The 25,626-nt window shown below is 37.9% G+C and carries 26 protein-coding genes, 2 pseudogenes and 1 riboswitch; of the genes and pseudogenes, 23 read left to right on the forward strand and 5 right to left on the reverse strand.

What is annotated here, in order from left to right; all coding sequences use genetic code 11:
* Positions 1-10 precede the first annotated feature (10 nt).
* The 11 genes and pseudogenes from galU to QNH29_RS12710 form a co-directional block, all read left to right on the forward strand.
* Positions 11-916, forward strand: coding sequence for a UTP--glucose-1-phosphate uridylyltransferase GalU (gene galU / locus QNH29_RS12660; protein ID WP_283865111.1), 906 nt, complete (start codon positions 11-13; stop codon positions 914-916).
* Position 917: 1 nt separating this feature from the next.
* Positions 918-1,072 (forward strand): annotated as a pseudogene (locus tag QNH29_RS12665) (UDP-glucose 6-dehydrogenase); the annotation flags it as partial.
* 444 nt (positions 1,073-1,516) lie between these two features.
* Positions 1,517-2,320, forward strand: a complete 804-nt coding sequence (locus tag QNH29_RS12670) for a hypothetical protein (RefSeq protein ID WP_283865112.1) — start codon at positions 1,517-1,519, stop codon at positions 2,318-2,320.
* A 239-nt stretch (positions 2,321-2,559) separates the two neighbouring features.
* Positions 2,560-2,790, forward strand: a complete 231-nt coding sequence (gene gvpJ / locus QNH29_RS12675) for a gas vesicle protein GvpJ (RefSeq protein ID WP_283865113.1) — start codon at positions 2,560-2,562, stop codon at positions 2,788-2,790.
* Positions 2,791-2,875: 85 nt separating this feature from the next.
* Entirely contained in the window at positions 2,876-3,778 is a 903-nt protein-coding gene (gene gvpN, locus QNH29_RS12680; RefSeq protein WP_283865114.1) for a gas vesicle protein GvpN, read from the forward strand.
* Positions 3,779-4,537, forward strand: a complete 759-nt coding sequence (locus QNH29_RS12685; protein ID WP_283865115.1) for a GvpL/GvpF family gas vesicle protein — start codon at positions 3,779-3,781, stop codon at positions 4,535-4,537.
* A complete protein-coding gene (locus tag QNH29_RS12690) occupies positions 4,534-4,767 on the forward strand; it encodes a gas vesicle protein GvpG (protein WP_283865116.1) in 234 nt (77 codons plus the stop codon). The genes QNH29_RS12685 and QNH29_RS12690 overlap by 4 nt, the downstream gene beginning before the upstream one ends.
* 28 nt (positions 4,768-4,795) lie before the next feature.
* Positions 4,796-5,614 (forward strand): GvpL/GvpF family gas vesicle protein, encoded by an 819-nt coding sequence (locus tag QNH29_RS12695; RefSeq protein WP_283865117.1) that lies wholly within the window; start codon positions 4,796-4,798, stop codon positions 5,612-5,614.
* Position 5,615: 1 nt separating this feature from the next.
* Positions 5,616-5,822 (forward strand): gas vesicle protein, encoded by a 207-nt coding sequence (locus QNH29_RS12700; RefSeq protein ID WP_283865118.1) that lies wholly within the window; start codon positions 5,616-5,618, stop codon positions 5,820-5,822.
* A 3-nt stretch (positions 5,823-5,825) separates the two neighbouring features.
* Positions 5,826-6,089 (forward strand): gas vesicle protein K, encoded by a 264-nt coding sequence (locus QNH29_RS12705; protein ID WP_283865119.1) that lies wholly within the window; start codon positions 5,826-5,828, stop codon positions 6,087-6,089.
* Positions 6,090-6,110: 21 nt separating this feature from the next.
* Positions 6,111-6,401, forward strand: a pseudogene (locus QNH29_RS12710) (gas vesicle protein); the annotation flags it as partial.
* A gap of 203 nt (positions 6,402-6,604) precedes the next feature.
* Here QNH29_RS12710 and QNH29_RS12715 read toward each other — a convergent pair.
* Positions 6,605-7,015 (reverse strand): VWA-like domain-containing protein, encoded by a 411-nt coding sequence (locus QNH29_RS12715; RefSeq protein WP_283865120.1) that lies wholly within the window; start codon positions 7,013-7,015, stop codon positions 6,605-6,607.
* A 359-nt stretch (positions 7,016-7,374) separates the two neighbouring features.
* Between QNH29_RS12715 and QNH29_RS12720 the strand changes: the two genes are divergently transcribed.
* From QNH29_RS12720 to QNH29_RS12755, 8 genes are all read left to right on the forward strand, one after another.
* Positions 7,375-8,682, forward strand: coding sequence for a helix-turn-helix domain-containing protein (locus QNH29_RS12720; RefSeq protein ID WP_283865121.1), 1,308 nt, complete (start codon positions 7,375-7,377; stop codon positions 8,680-8,682).
* A gap of 199 nt (positions 8,683-8,881) precedes the next feature.
* Positions 8,882-10,555: a urocanate hydratase gene (hutU, locus tag QNH29_RS12725; RefSeq protein WP_283865122.1), complete on the forward strand. Its 1,674-nt coding sequence runs from the start codon at positions 8,882-8,884 to the stop codon at positions 10,553-10,555.
* A gap of 13 nt (positions 10,556-10,568) precedes the next feature.
* Positions 10,569-11,867, forward strand: a complete 1,299-nt coding sequence (gene hutI / locus QNH29_RS12730; RefSeq protein ID WP_283865123.1) for an imidazolonepropionase — start codon at positions 10,569-10,571, stop codon at positions 11,865-11,867.
* Positions 11,839-12,846 carry a formimidoylglutamase gene (gene hutG, locus QNH29_RS12735; protein WP_283865124.1) on the forward strand — a complete coding sequence of 336 codons (1,008 nt, stop codon included), beginning with the start codon at positions 11,839-11,841 and terminating at the stop codon, positions 12,844-12,846. Before hutI ends, hutG begins: the two co-directional genes overlap by 29 nt.
* 134 nt (positions 12,847-12,980) lie before the next feature.
* Positions 12,981-14,318, forward strand: a complete 1,338-nt coding sequence (locus QNH29_RS12740) for a YjiH family protein (RefSeq protein WP_283865125.1) — start codon at positions 12,981-12,983, stop codon at positions 14,316-14,318.
* A gap of 139 nt (positions 14,319-14,457) precedes the next feature.
* Positions 14,458-15,234 (forward strand): alpha/beta fold hydrolase, encoded by a 777-nt coding sequence (locus QNH29_RS12745; RefSeq protein ID WP_283865126.1) that lies wholly within the window; start codon positions 14,458-14,460, stop codon positions 15,232-15,234.
* 336 nt (positions 15,235-15,570) lie between these two features.
* Positions 15,571-16,065: a metallophosphoesterase family protein gene (locus QNH29_RS12750; RefSeq protein WP_283865127.1), complete on the forward strand. Its 495-nt coding sequence runs from the start codon at positions 15,571-15,573 to the stop codon at positions 16,063-16,065.
* Between the two features lie 24 nt (positions 16,066-16,089).
* Positions 16,090-16,332, forward strand: coding sequence for a glutaredoxin family protein (locus tag QNH29_RS12755; protein WP_283865128.1), 243 nt, complete (start codon positions 16,090-16,092; stop codon positions 16,330-16,332).
* A gap of 25 nt (positions 16,333-16,357) precedes the next feature.
* Here QNH29_RS12755 and QNH29_RS12760 read toward each other — a convergent pair whose 3' ends face one another.
* A complete protein-coding gene (locus tag QNH29_RS12760) occupies positions 16,358-17,677 on the reverse strand; it encodes a YheC/YheD family protein (protein WP_283865129.1) in 1,320 nt (439 codons plus the stop codon).
* Positions 17,678-17,808: 131 nt separating this feature from the next.
* On the reverse strand, positions 17,809-17,937 hold the full coding sequence (locus QNH29_RS12765; protein WP_283865130.1) for a bacitracin ABC transporter ATP-binding protein: 129 nt from the start codon (positions 17,935-17,937) through the stop codon (positions 17,809-17,811).
* A gap of 81 nt (positions 17,938-18,018) precedes the next feature.
* A riboswitch (cyclic di-AMP (ydaO/yuaA leader) is annotated at positions 18,019-18,159 on the forward strand.
* Positions 18,160-18,278: 119 nt separating this feature from the next.
* Between QNH29_RS12765 and QNH29_RS12770 the strand changes: the two genes are divergently transcribed.
* Positions 18,279-20,105, forward strand: coding sequence for an APC family permease (locus QNH29_RS12770; RefSeq protein ID WP_283865131.1), 1,827 nt, complete (start codon positions 18,279-18,281; stop codon positions 20,103-20,105).
* Between the two features lie 31 nt (positions 20,106-20,136).
* Here the strand turns inward: QNH29_RS12770 and QNH29_RS12775 are convergent, their stop codons facing one another.
* Positions 20,137-20,571: a hypothetical protein gene (locus QNH29_RS12775; protein WP_283865132.1), complete on the reverse strand. Its 435-nt coding sequence runs from the start codon at positions 20,569-20,571 to the stop codon at positions 20,137-20,139.
* Between the two features lie 185 nt (positions 20,572-20,756).
* Between QNH29_RS12775 and QNH29_RS12780 the strand changes: the two genes are divergently transcribed.
* Positions 20,757-21,563, forward strand: a complete 807-nt coding sequence (locus tag QNH29_RS12780) for a histidinol-phosphatase (protein ID WP_283865622.1) — start codon at positions 20,757-20,759, stop codon at positions 21,561-21,563.
* A gap of 105 nt (positions 21,564-21,668) precedes the next feature.
* Here the strand turns inward: QNH29_RS12780 and QNH29_RS12785 are convergent, their stop codons facing one another.
* Positions 21,669-22,883, reverse strand: coding sequence for an MFS transporter (locus tag QNH29_RS12785; RefSeq protein WP_283865133.1), 1,215 nt, complete (start codon positions 22,881-22,883; stop codon positions 21,669-21,671).
* A 193-nt stretch (positions 22,884-23,076) separates the two neighbouring features.
* Between QNH29_RS12785 and QNH29_RS12790 the strand changes: the two genes are divergently transcribed.
* Positions 23,077-24,444 carry an MATE family efflux transporter gene (locus QNH29_RS12790; protein ID WP_283865134.1) on the forward strand — a complete coding sequence of 456 codons (1,368 nt, stop codon included), beginning with the start codon at positions 23,077-23,079 and terminating at the stop codon, positions 24,442-24,444.
* Positions 24,445-25,006: 562 nt separating this feature from the next.
* Positions 25,007-25,561, forward strand: a complete 555-nt coding sequence (locus tag QNH29_RS12795) for a competence protein ComK (RefSeq protein WP_283865623.1) — start codon at positions 25,007-25,009, stop codon at positions 25,559-25,561.
* Positions 25,562-25,626: the final 65 nt, after the last annotated feature.

Here is a 25,626-nt window from a genome sequence, read left to right on the forward strand (position 1 = left end):
GAGGCAGCATATGAAAATCCGTAAAGCCATTATTCCAGCAGCTGGCCTCGGTACTCGATTTTTGCCAGCAACGAAAGCACAGCCGAAAGAAATGCTTCCGATTGTTGATAAACCAACCATTCAATACATCGTTGAAGAAGCCGTTGCTTCAGGTATTGAAGAAATTATCATCATTATCGGCAGAGGTAAAAGGTCTATTGAAGATCACTTCGATAAATCATATGAACTAGAGGATACACTTTTTCGAAAAAACAAATTTGATATGTTAGCAGATGTTCAAAAAATATCAAACTTAGTAAATATCGTGTATGTCCGCCAAAAAGAGCCTAAAGGGCTGGGACATGCTATTTTATGTGCGAAGAGCGTGATTGGCGATGAACCATTTGCTGTATTACTGGGTGATGATATTGTCATGTCGGAAATTCCCTGCTTAAAGCAGGTTATTGATGTTTTCGAATATTATAATAGTTCGGTTGTTGCCGTACAGACGGTATCTGAAGAAGATGTCAGCAAATATGGAATTATCAAACCAAAAGGTACGATGATCGAGTCGGATCTATTCCATATTGACTCGTTAATAGAGAAACCTAGTATAGAAGAGGCACCATCAAGACATGCGATAATGGGACGTTATGTTCTTAGTCCGAAAATTTTTGAGATTCTAGAGAGAATTCCTTTAGGCAGAGGGGATGAATTACAGCTGACGGATGCCATTAATGAATTGAATAAACACCAGGCCGTCTTTGCCTATAACTTTGAAGGCAGCCGCTACGATATCGGAGATAAAATTGGTTTTATTAAGGCAACGATTGATTTCGCATTAAGCCGCGAGGATATTAGAGATTCAGTGTTAGACTATTTGCAAGAAGTTACTATGAAAGAAAACCTACAAAATAGTAAGAGAGAGATTGATTGATTTGAAGATTGCTGTTTTAGGTACAGGCTATGTAGGACTGTCAACAGGAGTTTGTTTATCGCAACTCGGTCATCATGTCACATGCAATAAATTAACCAATTACTGCAAGGGATTTCTCCTATTTATGAACCAGGTCTGGAAAATTTATTAACGAGGGGGCAGCAGATCTTTATTATTTGGTCCAAGCTTCAAAGGATTGTTACAGAGTGGAATGAAATCAAAGGTCTAGATGCGGCTAAGTTGGTAGAGAAAATGAAAGAACCAATCATCTTTGATGGCAGAAACTGTCTTTCAGAAGAGAAAATCCGTGCATGCAGCTCTGTAGAATACTACCCAATTGGAAAACCTCCTATTATCATATAACAACTAGGCATGAACTTTTGCAGCGCAATGTCTCACTGCAAAAATCATGCCTTAGCTTTTTCATTAGCAGAAAACTTTGATACAATAATAATGGTATTAACTGAAAATACATAATAAAATTTCATTACAGTAAATCAAGAGTGTCCACTGGAGACGGACATTTGTACATTAGTGGTGCCTGTCACCAAAGTTGTCATCATAGTCGTCACCAAAGTGACAAAGAAAGGTGTGAAAAATATGGCTATTGAGCACGAGCAGTTGGAGCGGAGTGGTTTGACACGTTATGTTTCTCCAAAGGGTGATTTTATTGGGTTTCGTGATGAGGATCATTATAAGGAGAAGTTGAAGGAGTGGGGTCTTTCTTCTGGTAAGGGGGCTAAGCGGGAGTTTTTGTTTAAGGAACGGAATTATCAGCGTGTTGTGACGATTAAGGGGTTTGAAACTTATGGAAAGTCAGATGAGTTTAATACACTGGTGATTGAGTTCCAAGATGGGAACTTATGCTGCATCCAGCCTGCTTTTCTAAAGGAAATGCAGGCTTCTAGTTTCGGCAAGGAGAGTATGCTGCAAGTAGAAGAAAAGGACTTTAGTACAACAGAAAAAGGTACTGAGACTCAGATGCAGGAAGAAAAACCAGAACCAAAACTAGAAGCAAAACCAGAACCGAAAAAGCCAAAAGCTGCTAAACCAAAAAAAGAGAAAGAACCGAAAATTGAGCTGCCAGCAGATAAAGTTCACTTTACCGCTAGTGTTAAACAGTTCGCCCTCACATACAATCCGTTTAATGAAGAAAACGATGAAGTGGTTGTACTGGAAAATGTGGTCATCGTACAAGACCCGCCAATTGAAGTTGGACTTGCATGGTGCAGTCATAGCAAAACGCTAAAGAAGTTTGAGCTCAAGGCGGGAGATAAGCTTGAATTCGACGGAAAAGTAGCAAAGAAGAAACTGGCAAAAGGTAAGGATGTAGAAGAAGAATTCATCGTTGACGCTGCAGTTCAATATAAAGTAAACAATCCATCAAAAATTATAAAACAGTAATAACCTCAATAGAATACGCTAAGTATAAAGAGTCTTCATAAGAAGTCTCTTTTTTTATGAAAAAGTTTAATTCTAATAGCACTTGTCCACTCAAATTATTTAATCTTACATATTGTATTGTAATCGTTAATAAACGAGGATGACTGATGTGAAAGAGAAAGCATCACCTAATATAGCAAAGAAGAATAATTTATAACACTCCCTCTTTAACTGAAGTCGATTGGAAGGAGGGGATATAGATGGCTGCTATTCAAAAAAGTGTAGACTCTTCAAGCTTAGCGGAAGTAATTGACCGTATTTTGGATAAGGGTGTGGTTATTGATTTATGGGCTCGTGTTTCTTTAGTAGGAATCGAGCTTTTGACAATTGATGCCCGTATCGTAATTGCCAGTGTAGATACATGGTTACGCTATGCAAAAGCAGTGGGTCTGCTTAAAGACCAGGAACAACATTTTGCTGAAGAGACGTAGTAGAGTTTTGAATAGGAAGGGAAGGAGCCAAGGCTTGACTGTGCCTTGGCTTCTTTTATTAAAAAATCATTCGTTAGGAGGAAAAATGTTGAATCCATCTAATAAAGGATTTGGAACAGGGGAATTTGTGAAAACTCCTTTCTTCGAAGAAATCATTTCAAGAAGCCATCAATACTTGCAAGCTGGATTTCCTGTCCATTTTGTTGGACCAACGGGTGTAGGAAAAACAAGCATAGCGTTATATATTGCAAAGCAATTAAAACGAAAGGTAACGATTATACGTGGTCACCATGAATTGTCCAATAAAGACCTTTTGGGTCAATATTTTGGCGTTCGCAAAAAAGAAATAATCGACAACTATATTCACTCTGTATTTAAAAAAGAGCAAGAAGTCAAACCCATTTGGATACAAGGACAACTCATTGAAGCAGTAAAAAATGGACATGTCGTGATATATGATGAATTTTCACGTTCCCGCCCGGAAACGAATAATATATTCTTATCTCTACTGGAGGAAAAAGTTCTGCCTGTTTACGGCAATGGAAAAGAATCTTTTATAAAATGTCATCCTGACTTTTCCATTATATTTACAAGTAATCCAGATGAGTATGTTGGAACCTTTCATACCCAGGATGCGCTCCTGGACAGACTCATTACCATTCACTTAGATTCTTGTGACAGGGAAACAGAAATTGAAATTCTAAAACAAAAATCAGGATTAAATGATCGTGAAGCACAAGAGGTTACCAGCTTAGTTTCTAATTTAAGAGCTTATGGGAAGGGATTTTGCCCTAGTCTGCGAGCGACATTAATGATAGCGGTGATTTCAAAAAAAACAAACATTCCCATTATTCCTGGGAATATAAGCTATCAAGCACTATGTATCGATGTGTTAAGCAGACCCATGAAACAATTACTACCTGATCTCACCTTTGTAGAAGTGAGGGAATTGATTGAAAAGGAAATCCTGAGAAAGGATGGAAAATAAATGAGTACACATAACGGAGTGTACCTTTTTTGTGCCATACATGAAAAGGAACCCAAGAAATTTGGAAGTGTACAATTAAATGGAAAAAAGAGTGGGGTATATACCATTCACTTTGAAAATGTCGCTATGGTCGTATCAAAAGTAACTGGTGATGTTTTGCCAACTCGTCAAAATTTGATGGCACATCAACAAAAAATCACAGAGGTGATGAAACAATATAGCGTAATTCCCATGAGCTTTGGAAATGTTTTTCATTCTAAAAATGATGTTTTGTTAGTAATGGAGCATTTAAATGAGGAGTTTGAGAAACTGTTCTTACAATTAGAAAACAAAATCGAAGTTGGCTTAAAGGTAATTCCAAAGAAAGAATGGATCAATGAAGAGATGAACAATAATCCACTCCTAAATCAGTGGAAAGCCGCCAAAAAAGACTTGGCAGACCCTGCTTCTTTTTATGACCAGATTCAGGTGGGTGAACAAGCCCAAAATTTTATTTTACGGCTCGAAGAACACGCAGCAGAGGAAATTTATGAACCTTTGCTGGAAATAGCAGAAGCGGGGAAGCTGAATAAAACAATCCCAGCAAAAACACTTCTGAACGCTGCCTTTCTAATTGATACCAATCATGAAGAATTATTTGATAAGAAGGTTAATGAACTTTTTGAATTATGGAAGGATAAAGTCGAGTTTAAGTATTCTGGACCATGGCCTGCCTACAATTTTGTAAATATCGTGTTAAGGATTGAAGGGAACTTATGATATTTAAATTATTTTCACTGCCGATTCGTTCGCTCATTAAACTGGGTGAGAAAATTCAGGAAGAAGTCGATCAAGAACTGTACGATCTCACATTAATACAGCAACAATTGATTGAGCTGCATATGATGTACGATATGGAGGAAATTGATGAAGACGCCTATTTAGAACGCGAGGAAGAATTACTTAACAGATACAAAATCGCTAAAGAAAGAGAAAAGAACGGGATGTAAATTTAGTGTTAATAAGGAGGAGGCTTGCGTGACTCATACCACGGCAGGTACCAATTTTATTTATCTGTATGGTGTCATTTTAGCGGAGGAACTTGAAAACACAGATGTTCCTGCTATTCTTGGCATCGACCAAAAAAACGTTACGATCATAAATTTTAAAGAACTAGCTGCAGTAATTACCTCAGTTGATCCCCAAAAATATTCCCAGCAACAAATTGACCTTCAATTAAAAGATCCTGATTGGTTAAAAGAAAAAGCATTTCATCATCATGAATGCATTTCAGCCATTCATAACCAGTTCACAATCCTTCCAATGTCATTTTGTACCATTTTTCAAAAAGGAGAGAATTTGATTACCTTACTTAATGAGCAATACGATGCGATACTCCAACAGCTACTACGATTTAAAGAAAAACAAGAATGGAATCTAAAAATCTATTGTAATTCCCAGCAGGCGTTTTCCTATGTGATACATCATAATCCAAATGTTCTTTCGTTAAAAGAAAACATTGCAAATATGCCAAAAGGAAAGAAATTTATAATGAAGAAGAAGCTTGATCAGCTGATCACCAATGAATTAGAGAAAGAACAATCTCTATGGTGGGAGAGAATGGAACAACAGTTACAGTCAATCTTCTCAGATTCTAGGCTTCGAAAAAATTGGGGCAGGGAAATAACAGAACGAAACGAGGACATGATAGTAAATTGCGATTTTCTAATTGATAAAAAGAAAACGGAGCAATTCTTAACAAAAGTTCAAGAACTCGAACATACCTTTTCTGCATCAGGCTGTACCTTTCAAGTAAGTGGACCATGGCCGCCTTACCATTTTTCGAAGGAGAATTAACATGGAACAGTATCATCTTTTTCAAAATAAAGAAATGACGCTGTTGGATCTCTTGGACGGAATTATTGATACAGGTGTCGTGGTGAGTGGAGAAATATTGATTTCCGTTGCCAATATCGATTTAATTGTTGTTGATTTAAAACTGCTGATATCTTCGATAGAAAGTGCCTATGGACCATATGAGCGAAAAATAATCGGGAGGCATTAGGGGATGGAAAGGTTACCACTTGATTCCAATCAGGTTGAGCAAGGATTAGCAAAATTAGTCCTTACGATTATCGAACTTCTCCGTCAGTTGATGGAAAGACAGGCGATGCGGAGAGTCGAAAACGACTCCTTAACAGATGAACAAATAGAAGAATTAGGTTTAACGTTAATGAGACTTGAAGAAAAAATGGAAGAATTAAAGCAAATTTTTGGTTTAGAAAATGAAGATCTCAATATTGAATTAGGTCCTCTAGGTAAACTGCTTTAATCATAATCAGGAGGGGATTATATGCCCATTCATCACCCGCCGCAATCATCGAATTTACTTGATGTCCTTGAAAAGATTCTCGATAAAGGGGTTGTCATAGCCGGGGATATTAAAATATCATTAGCGGATGTTGATTTATTAACGATAAAAATAAGGCTGCTCGTAGCCTCGGTAGATAAGGCTAGGGAAATAGGAATGGACTGGTGGGAAAAGGATTCATACTATTCCTCCAAAGCGAAAATTGCTGAAAAAGAACATGCCCATTTGATTGAAAAGATTAATCGATTAGAGCAGGATATTGAAAAAAATACATTGCCCGTTCCAATGGAAAAAGAACATGCTCACTTAATTGAAAGAATTAATCAATTAGAGCAGGCTATTGAAAAACCCGTTCCGATGGAAAACGATGCGTTAGACTTACTAAGTGAAGAAAGTTCATCTTCTATTCAAAAGGAGGAAAGCTCATAAGCGAGAAAGATTGTAAGAGGAGAGCCTGCTCCTCTTTTTGTTGTTTTTTAAACCACTTTCATTACTTTTCCAAATGGTGCTTTTGGCACAAATTCTGTAGGCACCAGCCAATAAACCTCATAAGGAACTTGCATTTCCTCTGGTAAAAAACCAGTTAAATCAGTGATATAAAATACGGTTTCTATCTTTTCCTCTTCTGCCCATTCCAATGCCAAGGTATAAGAGGCTTTACCATGTGTGTGATATTTAATTTCTGTTCCTGCTGTGATTGGTTCTGTACTGCGAATTTTAAAATCAGCTTGAACAAGTACGGTATCCGGAGTTAGTTCTTTGAAAAAGGTTACAATATTCGCGATGAGGTCAACTTTCGTTTCATTCGTAGAGGTGTCAACTATTAAAGCAAGTTTTTTCCCTTGGCGGTCCTGTATAATTTTAAGTAAATTTTTGTGCCATTTCATGTCTTGAATTTCCCCTCTCATCAATAGTCACAAAAATTATTATGCTCATAATGCACCTATGAATTCGATTTAAATTATTGCATTTCATGAATAAGAAAGTAAACAAATAATAATTCTCGATTGCCACATTAAATATATACTTTTATTATATTAGTAACACTATATTTAGATGGGGGGAGAATGTCATAGAAGGAAAATGGTTAATTGCAGACCGCGATTTAAATGAACGAGAAGGATTAAAATGGCTGTTAAAAACATCCTCCATCCCTGTAACCAAAATTTTACTAGCCTCTAATTTTCAGGATTTTATTGTAACATTTGAAAAAGAAACCCCGGATATTATCCTTTTAGAACTCGATATGGTAAATAGTGACAATTGGTCTAGGTTTCGAGAACTCATACAGATTTACCAGCCTATTTTGTTGTTAACCAGTGCAGAGGCAATCTTTGAAAAAGCCAGAATGGCGATTGACCTTCAAGCTTTAGAACTGATGATCAAACCATTTTCTGCCACTAAGGTAAAATCTGCTTATCAAAAAGCGACGAAAGCACTTAATAAAAAACTTGATTTTAAAAAGAATCCCGTTGCTCCATTCTATAATGACTCAACCTATGAGTCGCTGTTTATATCCAATTCAGAACTTTTAGAAGACTATATCATCGCGGCTTTTAAAGTCGAAAATAGTGAAAAGATTGGAATGTTATATTCCTTCCTATCAGACTACCCTTTCAAAGAGCTTCATGGTATTTTTCCATTAAGCGAAAGGATTATTCTTTTGTTTAAGGAAGCTTGTCAAAATAGTAAAGAGCAGTGTCAAAAGGCAATGAGAAAATGGGAAGAGGAATTCTCAGAACCGCTTGCGATTGTAGTCAGAAACGAAAATTCACCATATGTAGGTCTTAATGAAAAATTTCTAGAAATAGATAAAATGCTGGAATTTACCTATTATCACGGGTATTGGCAGATTGTTGAATTTGAATATACAACTGACTGGATTCATATCGATCCTTTTTTAACTCCTCCCGAACAAAGGACTTGGGTGGACATGCTGGCCAACCATGACATAGAAGGTATAAAAAAATGGATATATGATGAATTTCTTCGATTACGGAATCCGTACCCAGATCCGGGATTGGTCAGAATTAGGCTCACGAGTATACTTGCACAAATTAGACGATATATGAAGACCTGCGATTTAGATGAACAGCTTAGCTGCGAAAAAGAGTATCGTCACATATTCCATTCAATTTTGTATGATAGTGTTCTCTATCGGTCCGTACAAAATCTAATCTTGTTTATACAAAAGATATTTTTAGGTGCTGACTCCAGCAAACAGATGTTTAAACAGGATCCAATTGAGCGTGGAATTTCGTATCTTGAGACTCATTTTTCAAACCATGAATTAAAGCTTGAGGATGTGGCTAAATATGTCGATAGAAATTCATCTTATTTCAGTCATTTACTAATGTTAAAAACTGGCCGGAGCTTTACAGAAATCCTGACTGGCATCAGAATAAAAGAAGCGAAAAGATTCCTGCTTGAGACTAGCAAGTCAGTAAAAGAAATTTCCCACTTAATTGGTTACCATAATCCGAACTATTTTAGCAGGATGTTTAAGGAAATAGTTGGGGTTTCGCCGAGAGAATATAGGATGAATAAGGGTTAAGTAGATGAGATTCAGAAACATCTGAATCTTACTTTTTTCTAAAAAATTTACTATTACCTAAAAATAGTGTGGTTTTAGGCTAAAAATAAATAAGTTATACATATAAATAATGCTATTTTTCTAATGAATGATTTGTATTTTTCAGAAGATTTTATTTTTATAATGAAGGGGAGGAAAAAGATTAAAGGGAGTGGAAATAATGGAAACAAACACAGCAAATTCAAGAGTGATTAAAAATTATAAAGGAACAGAACTGCATGCAAAAGGTTGGATCCAAGAGGCTGCACTTCGGATGCTCATGAACAATCTTGACCAGGAAGTAGCTGAGCGTCCAGAGGATTTAGTGGTATATGGCGGAATTGGCAAGGCTGCACGAAACTGGGAAGCTTATGACGCGATTGTTAAATCTCTGCTTGAACTTGAAACTGATGAAACACTGCTAATTCAGTCTGGTAAACCCGTAGCTATTTTTAAATCACATAAAGACGCACCTCGGGTATTGCTAGCCAATTCCAACTTAGTACCTGCCTGGGCAAATTGGGAGCATTTCCACGAGCTAGATAAAAAGGGATTAATGATGTATGGACAAATGACAGCAGGCAGTTGGATTTATATTGGAACGCAGGGAATTGTCCAAGGAACCTATGAAACGTTTGCGGAGCTTGCCCGTCAGGAATTCAGCGGGTCTTTAAAGCATACGATTACGTTAACTGCCGGACTTGGGGGAATGGGTGGTGCTCAGCCGCTAGCTGTAACGATGAATGATGGTGTTTGCTTGGCCATTGATGTTGATGAAACAAGAATTGATCGCCGGATTGAAACCGCTTACCTTGACGTGAAAACAAGCGATTTAGAAGAGGCTATTAATCTTGCAAAAGAAGCAAAGAAAGCCGGTAAGCCGCTCTCCATTGGTCTTATTGGTAACGCAGCAGAAATTTTACCATTAATGATCGAAAAAGGGTTTAATCCGGATGTGTTAACAGACCAAACATCTGCCCACGACCCGTTAAATGGTTATGTGCCTGTAGGCTTTAGTTTAGAAGAGGCAGCCACTCTAAGAAAAGTAGACCCTACTAAATATGTAAAACTATCAAAGCAAAGCATGGCAATCCACGTAAAAGCGATGCTGACGATGCAGCAGAAGGGTGCCATTACCTTTGATTATGGCAATAACATTCGTCAGGTAGCGAAGGATGAGGGAGTAGAAAATGCCTTTGATTTCCCAGGTTTTGTGCCTGCCTATATCCGTCCATTATTCTGCGAAGGAAAAGGACCATTCCGCTGGGCGGCATTGTCGGGGGATCCTGAGGATATTCGAAAAATTGATGAAGTCCTGCTTCGTGAATTTAAGGATGATGAGCACCTTTGTAAATGGGTGAGAATGGCTCAAGAAAAAATCAGTTTCCAAGGACTTCCGGCACGGATTTGCTGGCTTGGATATGGGGATCGTGCCCGTTTAGGAAAAATTATTAATGATTTGGTTGCCTCTGGTGAAGTATCGGCCCCGATTGTTATTGGCCGTGACCACTTAGATGCAGGCTCGGTTGCATCTCCTAACCGGGAAACAGAGGGAATGAAGGATGGAAGTGACGCTGTTTCTGACTGGCCAATCCTTAATGCCATGATCAATGCTGTCGGAGGTGCAAGCTGGGTTTCACTTCACCATGGCGGCGGAGTCGGAATGGGTTATTCACAGCATTCAGGAATGGTTATTGTCGCAGATGGTACAAAGGAAGCAGAAGTTCGTTTACAACGAGTATTAACGACAGACCCTGGGATGGGCGTAGTCCGTCATGCAGACGCAGGCTATGATCTAGCAATTAAGACGGCAAAGGAAAAAGGCATTAAAATGCCAATGCTGAAACAAGACTAAAGAGGTGGTACGGGTGAGTAAGCCAATTTTTATAAGGAATGCGTCTCAGCTCGTTACTTTACAGGGGAGTTCACATGCTCCTCTTGTAAAGGAAGCGATGTCTGAGCTAGGTTTAATTGAAAATGGAAGTGTTTGGATTGAGAATGGTGTCATCTGCGATGTAGGAATAGATGAGGAACTTTTTGAGAAATATAAACAGCGTCTTGGTGAAGCTGAAGTAGTCGATGCAAGCGGAAAGCTTGTCACTCCAGGTTTAGTTGATCCTCATACTCATCTTGTTTTTGCTGGAAGCAGAGAAAATGAGTTTAATATGCGGCTTCAAGGTGCCACCTATATGGAGATCATGAACAGCGGCGGCGGGATTCATGCGACAACAAGAAGAACAAAGTCAGCTTCCTATGAAGAGCTTTTTGAAGAAAGCTTTGAACGCTTAAATCAATTTCTACGTCACGGCGTGACAACGGTCGAAGCGAAAAGCGGCTATGGGATGGAGTGGGAAACCGAGCTTAAACAACTTGAAGTAGCTAAAATGCTAAACGAAAAACATGTCATCGATATAGTTCCAACTTTTATGGGCGCTCACGCTGTTCCAAAAGAGTATAAAGAGAAACCTGATAAATTTGTAGAATTGTTGATTAATGAAATGATTCCAAAAGTAGCTGAGATGGGATTGGCCGAATTTAATGATGTTTTTTGTGAGCATGGTGTTTTTACTCCAGAACAGTCAAAGCGAATTCTTGAGGCAGGTAAGCGTTACGGACTAATTCCGAAAATTCATGCGGATGAAATCGAGCCGTATGAAGGAGCAGAACTAGCAGCCGAGGTTGGAGCCATTTCAGCAGATCATTTATTGAAAGCTTCTGAAAAAGGGATGCTTAGGATGGCTGAAAAAGGTGTGGTCGGCGTGCTGCTTCCAGGGACAGCTTACTTTTTAATGGCGGAATCTGCAAATGGCCGTAAAATGATTGATTTGGGAGTGCCAGTGGCGTTGTCTACCGACTGTAACCCTGGTTCGTCACCGACTGTGTCACTGCCCTTCATTATGAATCTTGGCTGTTTGAAGATGGGTATGACTCCTGCTGAGGTGATTACTGCAGCAACCATTAATGCAGCACATGCAATTAATCGCGGCCGGGAAATTGGCAGTTTAGAGGTTGGCAAAAAAGCCGACATTACGATGTTCAGTGTTGATAATTATATGAAGCTTCAATATTCTTATGGGGTCAATCATACGCATACGGTGATAAAAAATGGAGTGGTGGTTGTCAGAGGAGGTCAATTGCTTGAAGAGCTTTCTCTATCCAACAATTAATCCACCCAGTTTTACATGGGTGAGACCAGAGAGCGGGGAAGATTCGAAGGTTCATGAATGGATTCAGCCAATCGCGACTGTGAAAGATGTTGAAAAGAGCAAGGAGGCCGAGGTGGTGATCCTCGGTGTTCCTTTGTCTCGTTCATCCATAAGTGCATCAGGCGCGTCCGAATTTCCTGAAGCCTTTAGACGTTCTTGGCGGAGCTTTGCAACTTATAATCTTGATGATGATGTTGATTTGGCACCAATGACAGCACTTGACCTTGGGGATGTTCCGATGCATGTCACGGATATTCGAAAGTGCCATGACAACATCATTCAGGCAGCTGCATTGGTTCATAGCCATTTTCAAGGTTCAAAAGTATGTGCAATCGGCGGTGATCACTCGATTACCGCGATGATGGTAAAAGGAATGCAACAGGCAAAGCCTTCTGAAAAAATAGGAATCTTACAATTTGATACCCATTTTGACTTACGAGATATGTCTGATAACGGACCTTCGAATGGAACACCGATGCGAAATTTAATCGAGAGCGGTGTGGTGGAAGGCAGTCATATGTACAACATTGGTCTCCATGGCTTTTTCAATACAAAGGATTTAAAAGAGTATGCAGATGAAAAAGGGGTTAATTATTTTACACTCCGAACAGCAAGAAAGAAGGGAATAGTAGAAACGGTGCAGCACTGCTTAGAAGAATTAGCTGCTAAGGTTGATACCATTTATTTAACCGTAGATATGGATGTCTTAGATATTGCTTATGCTCCAGGGGTACCGGCATCAACACCGGGAGGCATGACAACGGAAGAGCTGCTAGAAGGGGTACTAGCAGCAGGCCGTCATCCAAAAGTAAAAGCAATGGACATCGTCTGCCTCGATCCATTAAAAGACACACTCGTCCAGCCAACCGTTAAACTAGGGACACACGTTTTCCTAACATTCCTAACGGGCGTCATGTTCCAACAGAGTGCTAGCAAATAGATAGTGCGTGCTACTAGATTGATAGATTTGGTGACAGGTACCACTGAAATACAAATGTCCTCCTGGGGTGGACAATATGGTAGATTTAGTAATCTGTGATTTTCGGGATTTAATAGGGGTAAGGGGGATTGGGTATGGATAATCGGCAGTTACAGCAGGTGCAGAAGCCAGAGTTGCAGAATAGTAATTTGTTGAATGTTATGAAGTTCTTTGTTTTTAGTGCGATTGGTATTTTTGTATTTTTTGTTCCCGTAACTTTGAATGGGAAGTCTTCCATTATGTTGGACCATTTTGTTACTTATATACAGCTTGCTGTGCCAAGTATTTTACCTTACTATGCTTTATTGGTTATTTTTTTAGGTGCGATCTATCCATTCGTTACAAGGTCATGGAATAAGGATGCTGTTACCACAGTGTTTTCACTTCTGAAAGTTTTTGGACTTGTTACAGCAATAATGCTCGTATTTAATGTTGGTCCGAAATGGTTTTTTGAACCTGATATGGCACCATTCCTTTTTAACAAACTTGTAGTTTCGGTTGGCCTTTTAGTTCCAATTGGCTCTGTTTTTCTTGCCCTCCTAGTAGGTTATGGGCTGCTCGAATTTATCGGAATATTCATGCAGCCAGTCATGAGACCAATTTGGAAAACTCCGGGAAGATCAGCCATTGACGCGGTAGCATCTTTTGTAGGAAGCTATTCCATTGGGCTTTTAATTACCAACCGTGTATTTAAAGAAGGGAAATATACAATTAAAGAAGCAGCCATTATTGCCACGGGTTTTTCAACTGTTTCGGCAACCTTTATGATTGTTGTGGCGAAAACATTGAATCTAATGGAAGTGTGGAATGCATATTTTTGGGTAACCTTAGTTGTAACTTTCATCGTTACCGCTATTACAGTAAGAATTTGGCCGCTAAATAAAATGAGTGAGTCCTATTATAAGGGCATGGAGGGTGATGAGGAGGTTATCATTAAGAAGGACCGTGTTAAAACAGCATGGAAAGAAGCGATGATTACCGCTGACCAATCTTCAAGCTTAGGTAAAAATATTTGGGTCAATCTTAAAGATGGTTTTATCATGACGATGGGAATCTTGCCTTCCATCATGTCAGTTGGGTTACTTGGACTTATATTAGCTGAATTTACACCGTTATTTGATTGGCTTGGTTATATTTTTTATCCTTTCACGGCACTCGTTCAACTTCCAGAACCAATGCTGGCGGCCAAAGCAAGCGCAGTCTCAATCGCAGAAATGTTTCTGCCTGCCCTGTTAGTAACAAAGGCAGCCATTGTTACTAAGTTTGTTATCGCTGTTGTTTCGGTATCATCGATTATCTTTTTCTCAGCCGTAGTTCCATGTATTTTATCGACAGAAATCCCACTTACGATTGGTAAGCTCGTGGTGATCTGGTTTGAAAGGGTCGTATTCACTATTTTACTTGCTGCACCTATTGCTTACTTAATTTTATGAAACAAAAATATGAAACAAAAAACTGTTCCTTTTTAATGGGGGGAACAGTTTTTTATTATGAAAAGATACATAATAACAAAAAGAATATTTATTAACTACAGATAAGTTATTCATCATGTTTATTGAGGTGAGCTAATCAATGCCAATGCTGGATGTGAAAGGTGTTAGCCTATATTATAATGTTAAAGGAAATGGAACGCCCATAGTTTTTATTCATCCTCCTTTACTTACCTGTGAAAATTTCAGATATCAAATAGAAGAACTTTCTCAGTATTTTAAAGTTATTTCTTTTGATATAAGAGGCCATGGACGAAGCCAGTATTCTTTCAAGCCCATTACTTATCAGTTAATTGTAGAGGATATAACTCATCTTTTAGACCATTTAGGACTAGAAAAAGCATTTCTTTGCGGTTATTCAACGGGTTCGTCTGTGGCGTTGGAATTTATGTTGACCTATCCAGACAGAGCATTTGGAAGTATTTTAGTCAGCGGAATGTCGGAAGCAAGTGATTTTTACAATCGTAAGAGGATTTCTTTATCAATCAAACTCGCAAATCCAGTTACTTTTTCTATACTAGCCCAAGCGATTACTATTGGTAATGCTGATTCAATGGAGACATTTAAATCATTGTACCGAGAAGCAGAAAAAGGTGACGTTAAAAATATTAATCAATATTTTCAATATAGTTTGGAATATAATTGTACGAAACAGCTAGAAAATATTGAACTACCCGTATTATTGGTCTATGGTAAGAAAGACAAATCATTTCATCAATATGCTAAAATTTTGCATGAAAAATTGCGATATAATGAATTAAAGTTTTTATCTAATGAAAAACATCAAATACCCACAAAAGCAAGGCCACAATTGAATCAATTAATAAAAGATTTTGTGCACTTACATAATAAGAGTTGAATTCTAAAATTATTTTAAAGGTAGGAACCGACCGTAGGCATGGATAACTCGGGTTATTAAGGAGTGTTAACACTTGTAGCAACTATACTTCCTATTAAAGCGCTGTCTATAATATGATGTGATTTCTATTCTTTAATAATTGGTTCGTTTAATAGGAGAGTCTGATTGAATATTTCAAAGTTCGGGAAATTTTTTCTATTTCTTGGGAAAGCGCAAGAACAGACATTTCTTGAGCTATTGTGTCAATTGTTGTTGTCTTAAAAAAGGCGGCAAAAATTGATTTCATCGAGACCCCCAGGAAGAAAAGAGTGATTTTGAAAATAGAGAGGACTACAGATGAAAATTATCGTAATTTCGGATACGCATCTTCCGAAAAGAAAAAAAGGATTGCCTGTTAGGTTATTAGAGGAATTAAAGGATGTCGAACTCATCATACATGCGGGTGACTGGCAGACGATTGATGTTTATCATGAGCTGCACAGGTATGGAAGAGTTGAAGGTGTTTATGGAAACATAGATGATGCGGGGATTGTCGGATTATTACCATCGAAATTGATTGTTGAAGCAGGCGGTTTTAGATTTGGCATTACACATGGTCACGGGAAGGGAAAAACAACTGAAAAGCGTGCTATTGCAGCTTTTGAAGGAGAGAACGTAGATTGTATAATCTTTGGTCATTCTCATATCCCTGTCAAGAGGTATGAAGGGGATCTATTGATTTTTAACCCTGGTTCGCCTACTGACAAAAGAAGACAAAAGCTGTTTTCTTTTGGGGTTATCACTGTTAGTGATAAAATAACGGCAGAACATATTTTTTTTAATGAAGAATAGCAACAGTGGAAGGAGAATGAACCAATGGAAAATGGAGTGATTGTTTATACAACAAACGACTGTATTGAATGTACAATGGTCAAAAAAGTACTGACTGAAGAAGGTATTCCTTATGTAGTTAGGGATATTTCAATTAATCCCGAATATCAACAAGAAGTGGAGAAGTATGGCTATTTAGGCGTACCGGTAACGGTGTTAGGAAATAAAGCAGTAAAGGGTTTTACGAATGAATTAAAGGAAATTATTGAAACAGCAAAAAAGAGCTAATGTTTAGTTAGCTCTTTTCGTTAGTTTAAAAACCTGCTAGTTTCTTAGCATAAAGCATATTGGTTTTTAAGATTTCATAGTAAATTCCCGGATATCCAGCTACTAAAGCAATATCGTGTGAGGGGTTGCAGTGGTCAATTTCTGAAATCCAAATATCACCTAATTCACCAACCGTAATATCAACAGCCGCGTTTGCCAAATGTACTCCCATGGCTTCTATTTCATTAACAGTATCGATCGCAATATGGTTCAATTCTTCATAGGTCAAGGAAGCATGCAACTCACTTTGCTGTAAGAAATCTTTTACGATGTCTTTTTCAAATTTGACCAGAGGCAATAATTTACCATCCTTCTTCACTGATTGATCGCCTCTCGTAAACGAGCCCATTACCTGCCATTGACCTGAGTAGTTTTTTACTATAATAAACCTTATGGTGATGGTTCGATAGCCTGTTACATCTATGGATTCTTGTACCAGGTTTTCTCCATCTTTAAAGTATTTACTAAAGATTGAATAGGCCTGATCTCGATTATTAAATCTATAAGTCTTTGTTTCCATATTGGTTAAATTTGTCATAACAAGTGAGTTTGAATCTCTTAGTAATACCCTATATGCCTGCCGATTGGCGCTGTTTAGCGACTTTACCGTTAAATTAGGGAATTTCTTTAAAAAATAATATAGGTCTTGTGGTGATCCATAAAGGTTTGTATCGGGAAGATAACATTTTACCCCGATCGAATTGGCCAATTTCTTGTGTATACTCCATCGAGTAAGAAAGAAATCATTAAAAACGGCATTACCGATAATCTCTTTGAAATGTTGAATCCAGGCAGTGCTCACCGAAGAGGTCATCACAAAAATAGAGGCAGGATATGGATAGATTCCTTCTTCCCATTGCTTTTTTTGAGGATTATAAAGATAGCCTTTTACTAGATGGTTAACTTTATCCACGTGATCAAGAGAAAAGACAAGGATAGCACCCTTAATTTCACGATAAAGTAAAACATAATCACGAAGATGATCAAGATATTTCTTAATTGAGCTTTGATAATAACCTGCAAGTAAACCGATAAAGGGTCCAATTTGTATTTCGTTGCCATTCTGCTTGATTTCAAGGCTGCAATGCTGTGGTATATTCAGCATGTCCAAAATATCTTCAGATAGGCTTGCCCCATTTAGTGGCAGTTGATCAGAAATGTCTACAATTGATTGATAAGTGTTTGATCCAAATCTGATTTTTCTTGCAGTAATTTGAGTAATTCCCATTGATTCTGCCAACTTGGGATGTAACGTTAGGATACCTCTGTTAGAAGTATTTCTTGATAGCAGAATAATATTTTCCATTTGAACTCCCCCTAACCTTATTACTGGATACGTTATTATATGTACCAATTATTAAGATTGTCTTAAAAATGGGGGTATTTTTCCAATTTGGACAAGTGTACCATTGTTTTTGTGAAATATTATTAATGAACTTAATTTTCTTGATCAGGCTTGTTTTTATCTTCATTTTGTTCAACAGGGTGTCCATATAGCTCATTGATTTCATTAGCTAATTCATCTAAAAATTCATCTGTCAGCAATGGCTTTTTCTGATTAGGCATAAATTTTTCTCCAATCTTTATTTTTTAAAAAATTTTGATTTACAATTGGGAAACACAGGAGTATGATAATCACAGTTTCATATTTCTAAATCGCTGAGACCAAATTGGTGCGGGGGACCCATTCATATGGATAGTATATCCAAGGGGTGAATCCTTTAATAGGTAGGGCTACTCAAGGCCCGAATCCGACAGCTAACCTCGTAAGCGTTAATGAGAAGGAAGGTGGAGCTTGTGAGACAGGTATAAAATGTCTGCAGGTCTATTTAACTTTGACTTGCAGGCATTTTTTTGTGCTTTTTAGCAAGATAAGAACTTTATAGAAAACACGGTGGTGCAGAGCAATGGTATCTTCGGTCAAAAGATTATTAATTGGCAGACCTTTAAAGTCAACAGAATTAGGGGAGCAAAAGCTGAATAAAACAAAAGCGTTGGCAATTCTTTCATCTGACGCACTATCATCTGTGGCTTATGGTCCAGAACAAATCCTGATCGTACTCGTAACAGTTAGTGCAGCTGCCTTTTGGTATTCGATTCCGATTGCAATTGGTGTATTAATTTTATTAGCAGCATTAATTTTATCTTATCGACAAATTATTTTTGCCTACCCGCACGGCGGAGGAGCTTATGTAGTATCAAAGGAAAATTTAGGCGTAAATTATGGACTCATATCCGGAGGCTCGCTGCTCGTTGACTATATCTTAACGGTAGCTGTAAGTGTTTCAGCAGGAACAGATGCGATTACGTCCGCTTTTCCAGCCCTGCACGATCATAATGTGGGTATTGCGATTATTTTTGTCATTTGTATTACTACTTTAAATCTAAGAGGTGTAACGGAGTCTGCTTCTATTTTAGCATATCCGGTCTATTTATTCGTGCTTGCTTTATTTATTTTAATTGGTGTGGGGATATTTAATATTTTAACAGGGCAGGTCCCGGCAGAATTGCAAACACCTGTTGGAACACCTATTGCTGGGATTTCTTTATTTCTGCTCTTAAGAGCATTTGCCTCAGGCAGTTCTGCCCTTACGGGAGTTGAGGCGATATCAAATGCAATTCCAAATTTTAAAGATCCAGCTCCAAAAAACGCAGCAAAAACGCTGGCTGCAATGGGCGGATTACTGGCTATTTTATTTTCTGGAATTGTCTTGTTAGCCTATTACTATGGGATTACTCCGAATGAAAAGGTTACAGTCGTTTCTCAAATTGCGGAGCAAACATTTGGACGTAACTTTATGTATTTCTTTATACAAGGCACAACGGCATTAATTTTAATTCTTGCTGCAAATACAGGGTATACAGCTTTTCCATTACTGGCAGTCAATCTCGCCAATGATAAGTTTATCCCAAGAATGTTTAAGATTAGAGGGGACCGATTAGGGTATTCGAATGGAATTATCACACTGGGTTTAGCTTCAATCTTGTTAATTATCTTTTTCAAAGGACAAACAGAACACTTAATTCCGCTTTATGCTGTGGGGGTTTTCATTCCGTTTACCTTGTCCCAAACGGGGATGATGCTAAAATGGCTGCGTGAAAAGCCTCAGGGCTGGGTATCTAAGCTTATCACTAATACGATGGGTGCTATTATTTGTTTTGTTGTTACCATCATGTTCTTTTTAACAAAGTTCGCACAGGTATGGCCAGTATTAGTATTCTTACCAGTGATCGTTTTTGTCTTTTACCGGATTAGAAAGCATTATGAAGCAGTGGGAGACCAGCTTAGATTAAATTGTGAGGAACCAGCAGTGCCCATTGACGGGAACGTAATTATTGTTCCTGTCGCAGGGATAACGCAGGTGGTTGAAAACTCATTGAATTATGCAAAATCCCTAGGTGCGGATCAAGTACTCGCAGTCTATGTGTCCTTTGAAAGAGACGATGAAAAGAAGTTTGAAGAAAAATGGAATAAGTGGCAACCGGATATAAGACTAGTCACCCTGCACTCCCATTACAGGAGTATCATCCAGCCGCTGACCAAATTTGTTGATACTGTCCAGCATAAAGCCAGTGAGGCGAATTATCGAGTTACCGTTATCATACCACAATTCATACCAAAAAAAGGCTGGCATAATATCTTGCACAATCAATCAAGCTTACTAATCAAAGCGTACCTTTTATATAAACGAAATGTCATTATTACAACAGTACCATATCATCTAAAAAAATGAATCAAAGAGCAGCTTCCGGTTCGGGAGCTGCTCAATTTTTGTTTTTATGACTGGTGAAGATACACCCGGGAACTTGAAAGGTCCGTCCATTTGCAGTTAAAGAAATAGAACAAATAGCCGTACCGATGATGGTTTCATGCAGAAAATGTATGTTTGAAAGAACGGCATTGTCATGAAAATAGACTCCAGAAGCTTGTCCCTCAGCTGTTAAAATCATGCCGGTACCGCCCCCGGAAACAGGTTCATATGTTGGCAAACCAGGTGCACCGGATTTAAAAACAAAACTATTGTTTTGATTTATTTCATCACCATAAAGAATGGAAATATAACTGTTATTAACTTTACAATCAACATTACAAATTCGCGCAGAAACAGTAATAATGCCATTAGAAGGGAAACGATCGATTAAGGTTTCGACTGGTACGGCGGTTGCCGATACGCTTGCACGACAATTACAACTTTCCATAAAACACCTCTCATTCACAATATTACTTATTTATATGAAACAGCATGTCTTTTGGTTTGGACAAGGAGTGGAGTAAAATGGAAAAGTACAAAATAATATTGTACATTAGGGAAAACTTTTTCGTAATTTGTATTTGATTGGAAGACCCAACGTATGGGAAAATATGGCGAGGTGATAAATTAATGTTGAAATTTGATTTACATACACATCATGATCGGTGTGGTCATGCAAGGGGAGGCATTCGAGATTATATCGAAGCCGGTATAGATAAGGGTTTAAATATAATAGGAATCTCTGACCATACCCCGTATTTTTCAAGTAAAGAAGACCATCCCTTTCCTCACATAACCATGGCAACAAGCCAATTTCCTGAATATGTAGAGGAAGTCTTAAGGTTAAAACAAGAGTATGCTGGAAAGATTGATGTCTTATTAGGAATTGAGGCAGATTTCTTTCCTGAATATGTTGAAAACTACCGGCCTTATTTTGACCGATACCCATTTGATTATATTATTGGATCTGTTCATCATGTGGATGGGGTGAGTATTTTTAAGAAGGATCGCTGGGAAGGGCTCAGTTCTAATGATCAAATACGGACCAAAGAATCCTATTATTCATTAATTGAGCAATCGGCTCGCAGCGGCATGTATCAAATACTCGGTCATATTGATGCGATGAAAGGCTTCTATCCTGACTTTTCAAACATACAAACTGCTGCAGTCGAACACACCTTAAAGGTTATAGCGGAAAGCGATGTTGCAATTGAAATTAACACCTCAGGAAAAACCAAATACGTGGGGGGCTGGTATCCTGCAGATGACATATTAGAAATGGCCCTCCACCACGGAGTAAAAGTCACCTTTGGCTCAGACGCCCACGACCCAGAGCGAGTCGGAGACGAATTCAAAACCGTCCAAACCCGCCTCAAAGAAATAGGCTTCAAAGAATGGGTCTACTTTAAAGAACGAAAGAGAAATGCAGTAAAACTATGAATAACTGCATAAATGGTGACAGGCACCACAACGGCACCACAATCAAAAAATGTAATGGATTCTGTGTCCATTACATTTTTTCTTGTTTGTGTTTAAGAGTAATTATTAGTTTTTTGCTAATAAAGCTTTTGTAAATTTCCTAGTACGGGAATACATGAGTAGAAAAACGAAGGCGCTTGCTATTCTCATAATGGAGTTTAATTCCATTGCTTTTTGTATGCCTAGTCCTTCTAACAGCAAGATACCAATTTGCGGGGCAATGAAGGCCACGAAGGAAAGGAGTACATTATAAGTAGTGATACAATAGGTTCGTGTTTCTACTGGTGATTGTTCCAGTAATAGGTTAAATAATAATAGAACAACACCAGAAATAAAAAATCCGGATAGTGCTTGAACACCCGTTAAATAGAATAAATTGTCAGACAGTACGGTTAGAAAAGGAACGAGCGCCATGCCTAGCGCAGCCCATACGAGCATGAGGGTATTAGATTTTGCCTCTGCCCATTTTTTCCATATAGGGAACGTAAAGATTTGCACCAATTGACATGCCACTGAAAAGATACTAATCCATAGGATAGTCGCTTCTGCAATTCTAACATGATAAATATTGAATATACCCCAGGACATCTGCCAGGTGAAGTTAAAGCAAAGTGCCGCAATCAGGAACCATTTGTAACCATGATCTTTAAAAATGGACCAATCCATTGATGATTTTTTGGTAGTCGTGACAGTTTGAACTGTCTCTTTATGTTTCATTAAGATAACCACTTCTAGAAATCCAAAAAGTAAGGCTGTGAAAAATAACCACTGGTATGCGCTAGCGTTATTGGTTTGGTTCTTCATGATAACCCCGATAATCAGTGTGGAAATCATTCCAGCAATCGTCAACAACCTGTTGCGATCACTAAAAAAAGAACCCCTTCGTTCGTCTTTAATCATTCCGCTAATCAATGTCTGCCAGCCGATGTTTGCGATGGTCGCGGGTACATTCATGAATGCAATAATGATTAAGAAAACCCAAGCTTGATAGGATGATTGAATATAAACAACGCCAATAAGAAGCAAAAATAATAGCCGGGCCCATAAAACCGCCATGGCAACTGTTTTCTTCTGCATCTCCAATCGATTTAACAGAATGGCAGCAGGGATGGTCATTAAGAGTGCAATTAAAGGCGGCAGAGAACTAATTAATCCAACTTGGTAATTCGTTGCTCCAAGAATCGAGATAGCAAAGATGGGATAAAAATTGCCTGCCAGATTGATAGCAATGGTAGAAACCATTCCATGATAGATACTAATTTTTTCATTATATGTACGCACGATTCTTCACCAGTTTCTCTATTAATCAATAACGATATCATTATACTACGGTATCCGAAATTTCTATAGAAATCTTTTTCAAATTTATATAGAAAAAATATACTGTTCGTACAACAAATAATATTCAAGTTAGCTGCAATGCAGTATAATAAAATTTTGGCTTTATATTTCAGTTTTCTAGGAGTTTTTTTATATGAATCAAACATTCACATTAAAGGAAAAGACAAAACAAATTTTTGTCATGCTAGTACCTATTTTAATTACTCAGCTTGGCATGTTTTCGATGGTGTTTTTTAACAACATTATGTCAGGAAAATATGGTTCCTCTGACCTAGCAGCTGTTGCGATTGGTTCGTCGATCTGGAGCCCGATATTTACTGGCATTAGTGCAATTCTGCTTGCGGTATCGCCGATAGCTGCTCAGCGCTTTGGGGAAAAGAGAAGTGGAGAAGTTGCATCTGTTGTCCGGCATGGCCTCTACCTTTCTCTTATGATTACCATAGTAGTAATTATTCTTGGTGTCTTCTTTTTAGATCCACTTTTAGATAAAATGAATCTTCCTAGTGACGTCCAGGAAACTGCCTTTGACTACTTGGCTGGGCTTAGCTATGGAATCCTTCCACTATTTATTTTTAATGTGCTTAGGTCATTTATCTATGCATTAGGAAAAACTAGGGTAGTTATGTATATTTTGCTCTTGTCTTTGCCCCTGAACTTATTTTTGAATTATGTATTGATCTTTGGAAACTGGGGTTTCCCGGAACTTGGTGGGGCTGGTGCTGGATATGCCACTTCTATCACGGAATGGGTAATAACAGGAATGACGTTGTTCGTTGTAAAAACACAGAAGCCGTATTCAAGCTTTGCTGTCTTTGAGAATTTGAAGAATTTTTCCTTGGCGGAGTGTAAGGAAATACTTAAAATTGGTGTGCCGATGGGACTATCAACATTCTTTGAAACGAGTATGTTTGCTGTCGTAACGATTCTATTGAGTAAATTTAATGTGACGACAATTGCGGCCTATCAATCTGCATTAAACATTGTTTCATTTCTCTATATGATACCGATTAGCATATCGATGGCACAAACGGTTCTAGTAGGTTATGAAGTAGGGGCACGAAGATACAAGGATGCAAAGAGCTACAGCTGGCTGGGAATTTATCTAGGTATCATAATTGCAGTAATTACCGGGGTATTAGTAATTCTATTTCGTTACCAAGTGGCTGGTTTTTACTCGAATGAAGCAGAAGTCATTAATTTAACTGCCCATTTCTTAATTTTTGCATTGTTCTTCCAAATCAGTGATGCCATTCAAGTAACCGCACAAGCTGCCCTGAGGGGATATAAAGACGTTAATATTGCCTTTGTAATGACCTTAATAGCATACTGGTTAATCTGTCTTCCGGTGGGCTACGTACTTGCAAACTTTACGGGATTGGGAGCAACAGGCTATTGGCTGGGGCTTACCGCAGGCTTGTTAGCAGCAGGAATAGCATTATCGTGGCGACTAATCTATATCCAAAAACGAAAATTCATAGAAGAAGCAGTACAATCACACTAAAACAATCCAATATAGGTAAAATGTAAAATAAAAAATCTTACCCTGTATCAGGGTAAGATTTTCTTTTTGTCAGAGTAATAGTTAAATATGTATTTTCTGTGTATTTATGAATTTTCAGTTAACATTTGAATGGCTATTTTGGAAAAAGAAATAAAACTTGCAAAAAATCATAAAAAAGATAATTTTGAGGGGATAAAATAAATGTCGAACGATGTCTTGAAGCGAAAATGTATGAGTCGAAATCAAATAATCATTTATTATACATCAAAATAAATGTTAGTCAACTGGATTTACTCTCACCGAACCGAATGTCTGAAACAGTCAAAAAATTATTTATATATAACAGATTTACTTTATATCTTCTAGTAAAATATACTATTTTTGAGGAGGTATAATGTGGAAATTTATTTAGGAAACCTATTAAAATACATCACCCTTGGGTAATGATCTTGCCGGACCCAAACCCAAGGGCGATGCGAGTTGAGTATACAACTTTATCGTTAGTATACTCTTATTCTTAAAATAATCAACTAATAAAACAAGAAAAGAGGCTAACGAATTGATGGACATAAGAGAAAAACACCTAATCAATGAAAAGACGGTCTTATTAACAGGTGAGTACAATGATCGAGGAGAATTATGGTCCAGGATAATCGAAGGGGAAGAAACTTTCCTTGTAAGAAAAAGTCCAAATACGGTTATTGAGGAAACATTATTACATGTAGGGTCAAATTTTCTTGGAGCGAGACGCAGTGCAAAATTTCTGCTTTCTCCAACGAGAATGCATCCGATTAGTGTGAATCCACAAATGGGTATTTTATTATTTCCTACTAAAAGTTTGAAGTGCCATTGTAACATATGGTTTTCACTTATTCATGTAAAAAATGCAAACCCTGTTGGAATCAATCAAATTGAAGTGTTAACGAGCTTTGGTCATACAATCTTAATCGATATGTCGGAAAGAACCTTTAATAACAAACGCCAAAAAGCAATTCAGCTTCAAGAAGCCATTATCCATAATTTGAATTGCCCGTTAAATTTCTATGTCGAGCCAAAGAAGGGCTTTTATATTAGTAAAAACCCAAAAGAAAATAATTATTTCATTGAGAAAAAATAAAGAATGAGAGCAGTTTCCTTAATGGAGGCTGCTCTTTTTGTAACCCACTTTTGTACCAAATAGTG

The sequence above is a fragment of the Neobacillus sp. DY30 genome, assembly GCF_030123065.1.
Taxonomy (GTDB): domain Bacteria; phylum Bacillota; class Bacilli; order Bacillales; family Cytobacillaceae; genus Neobacillus.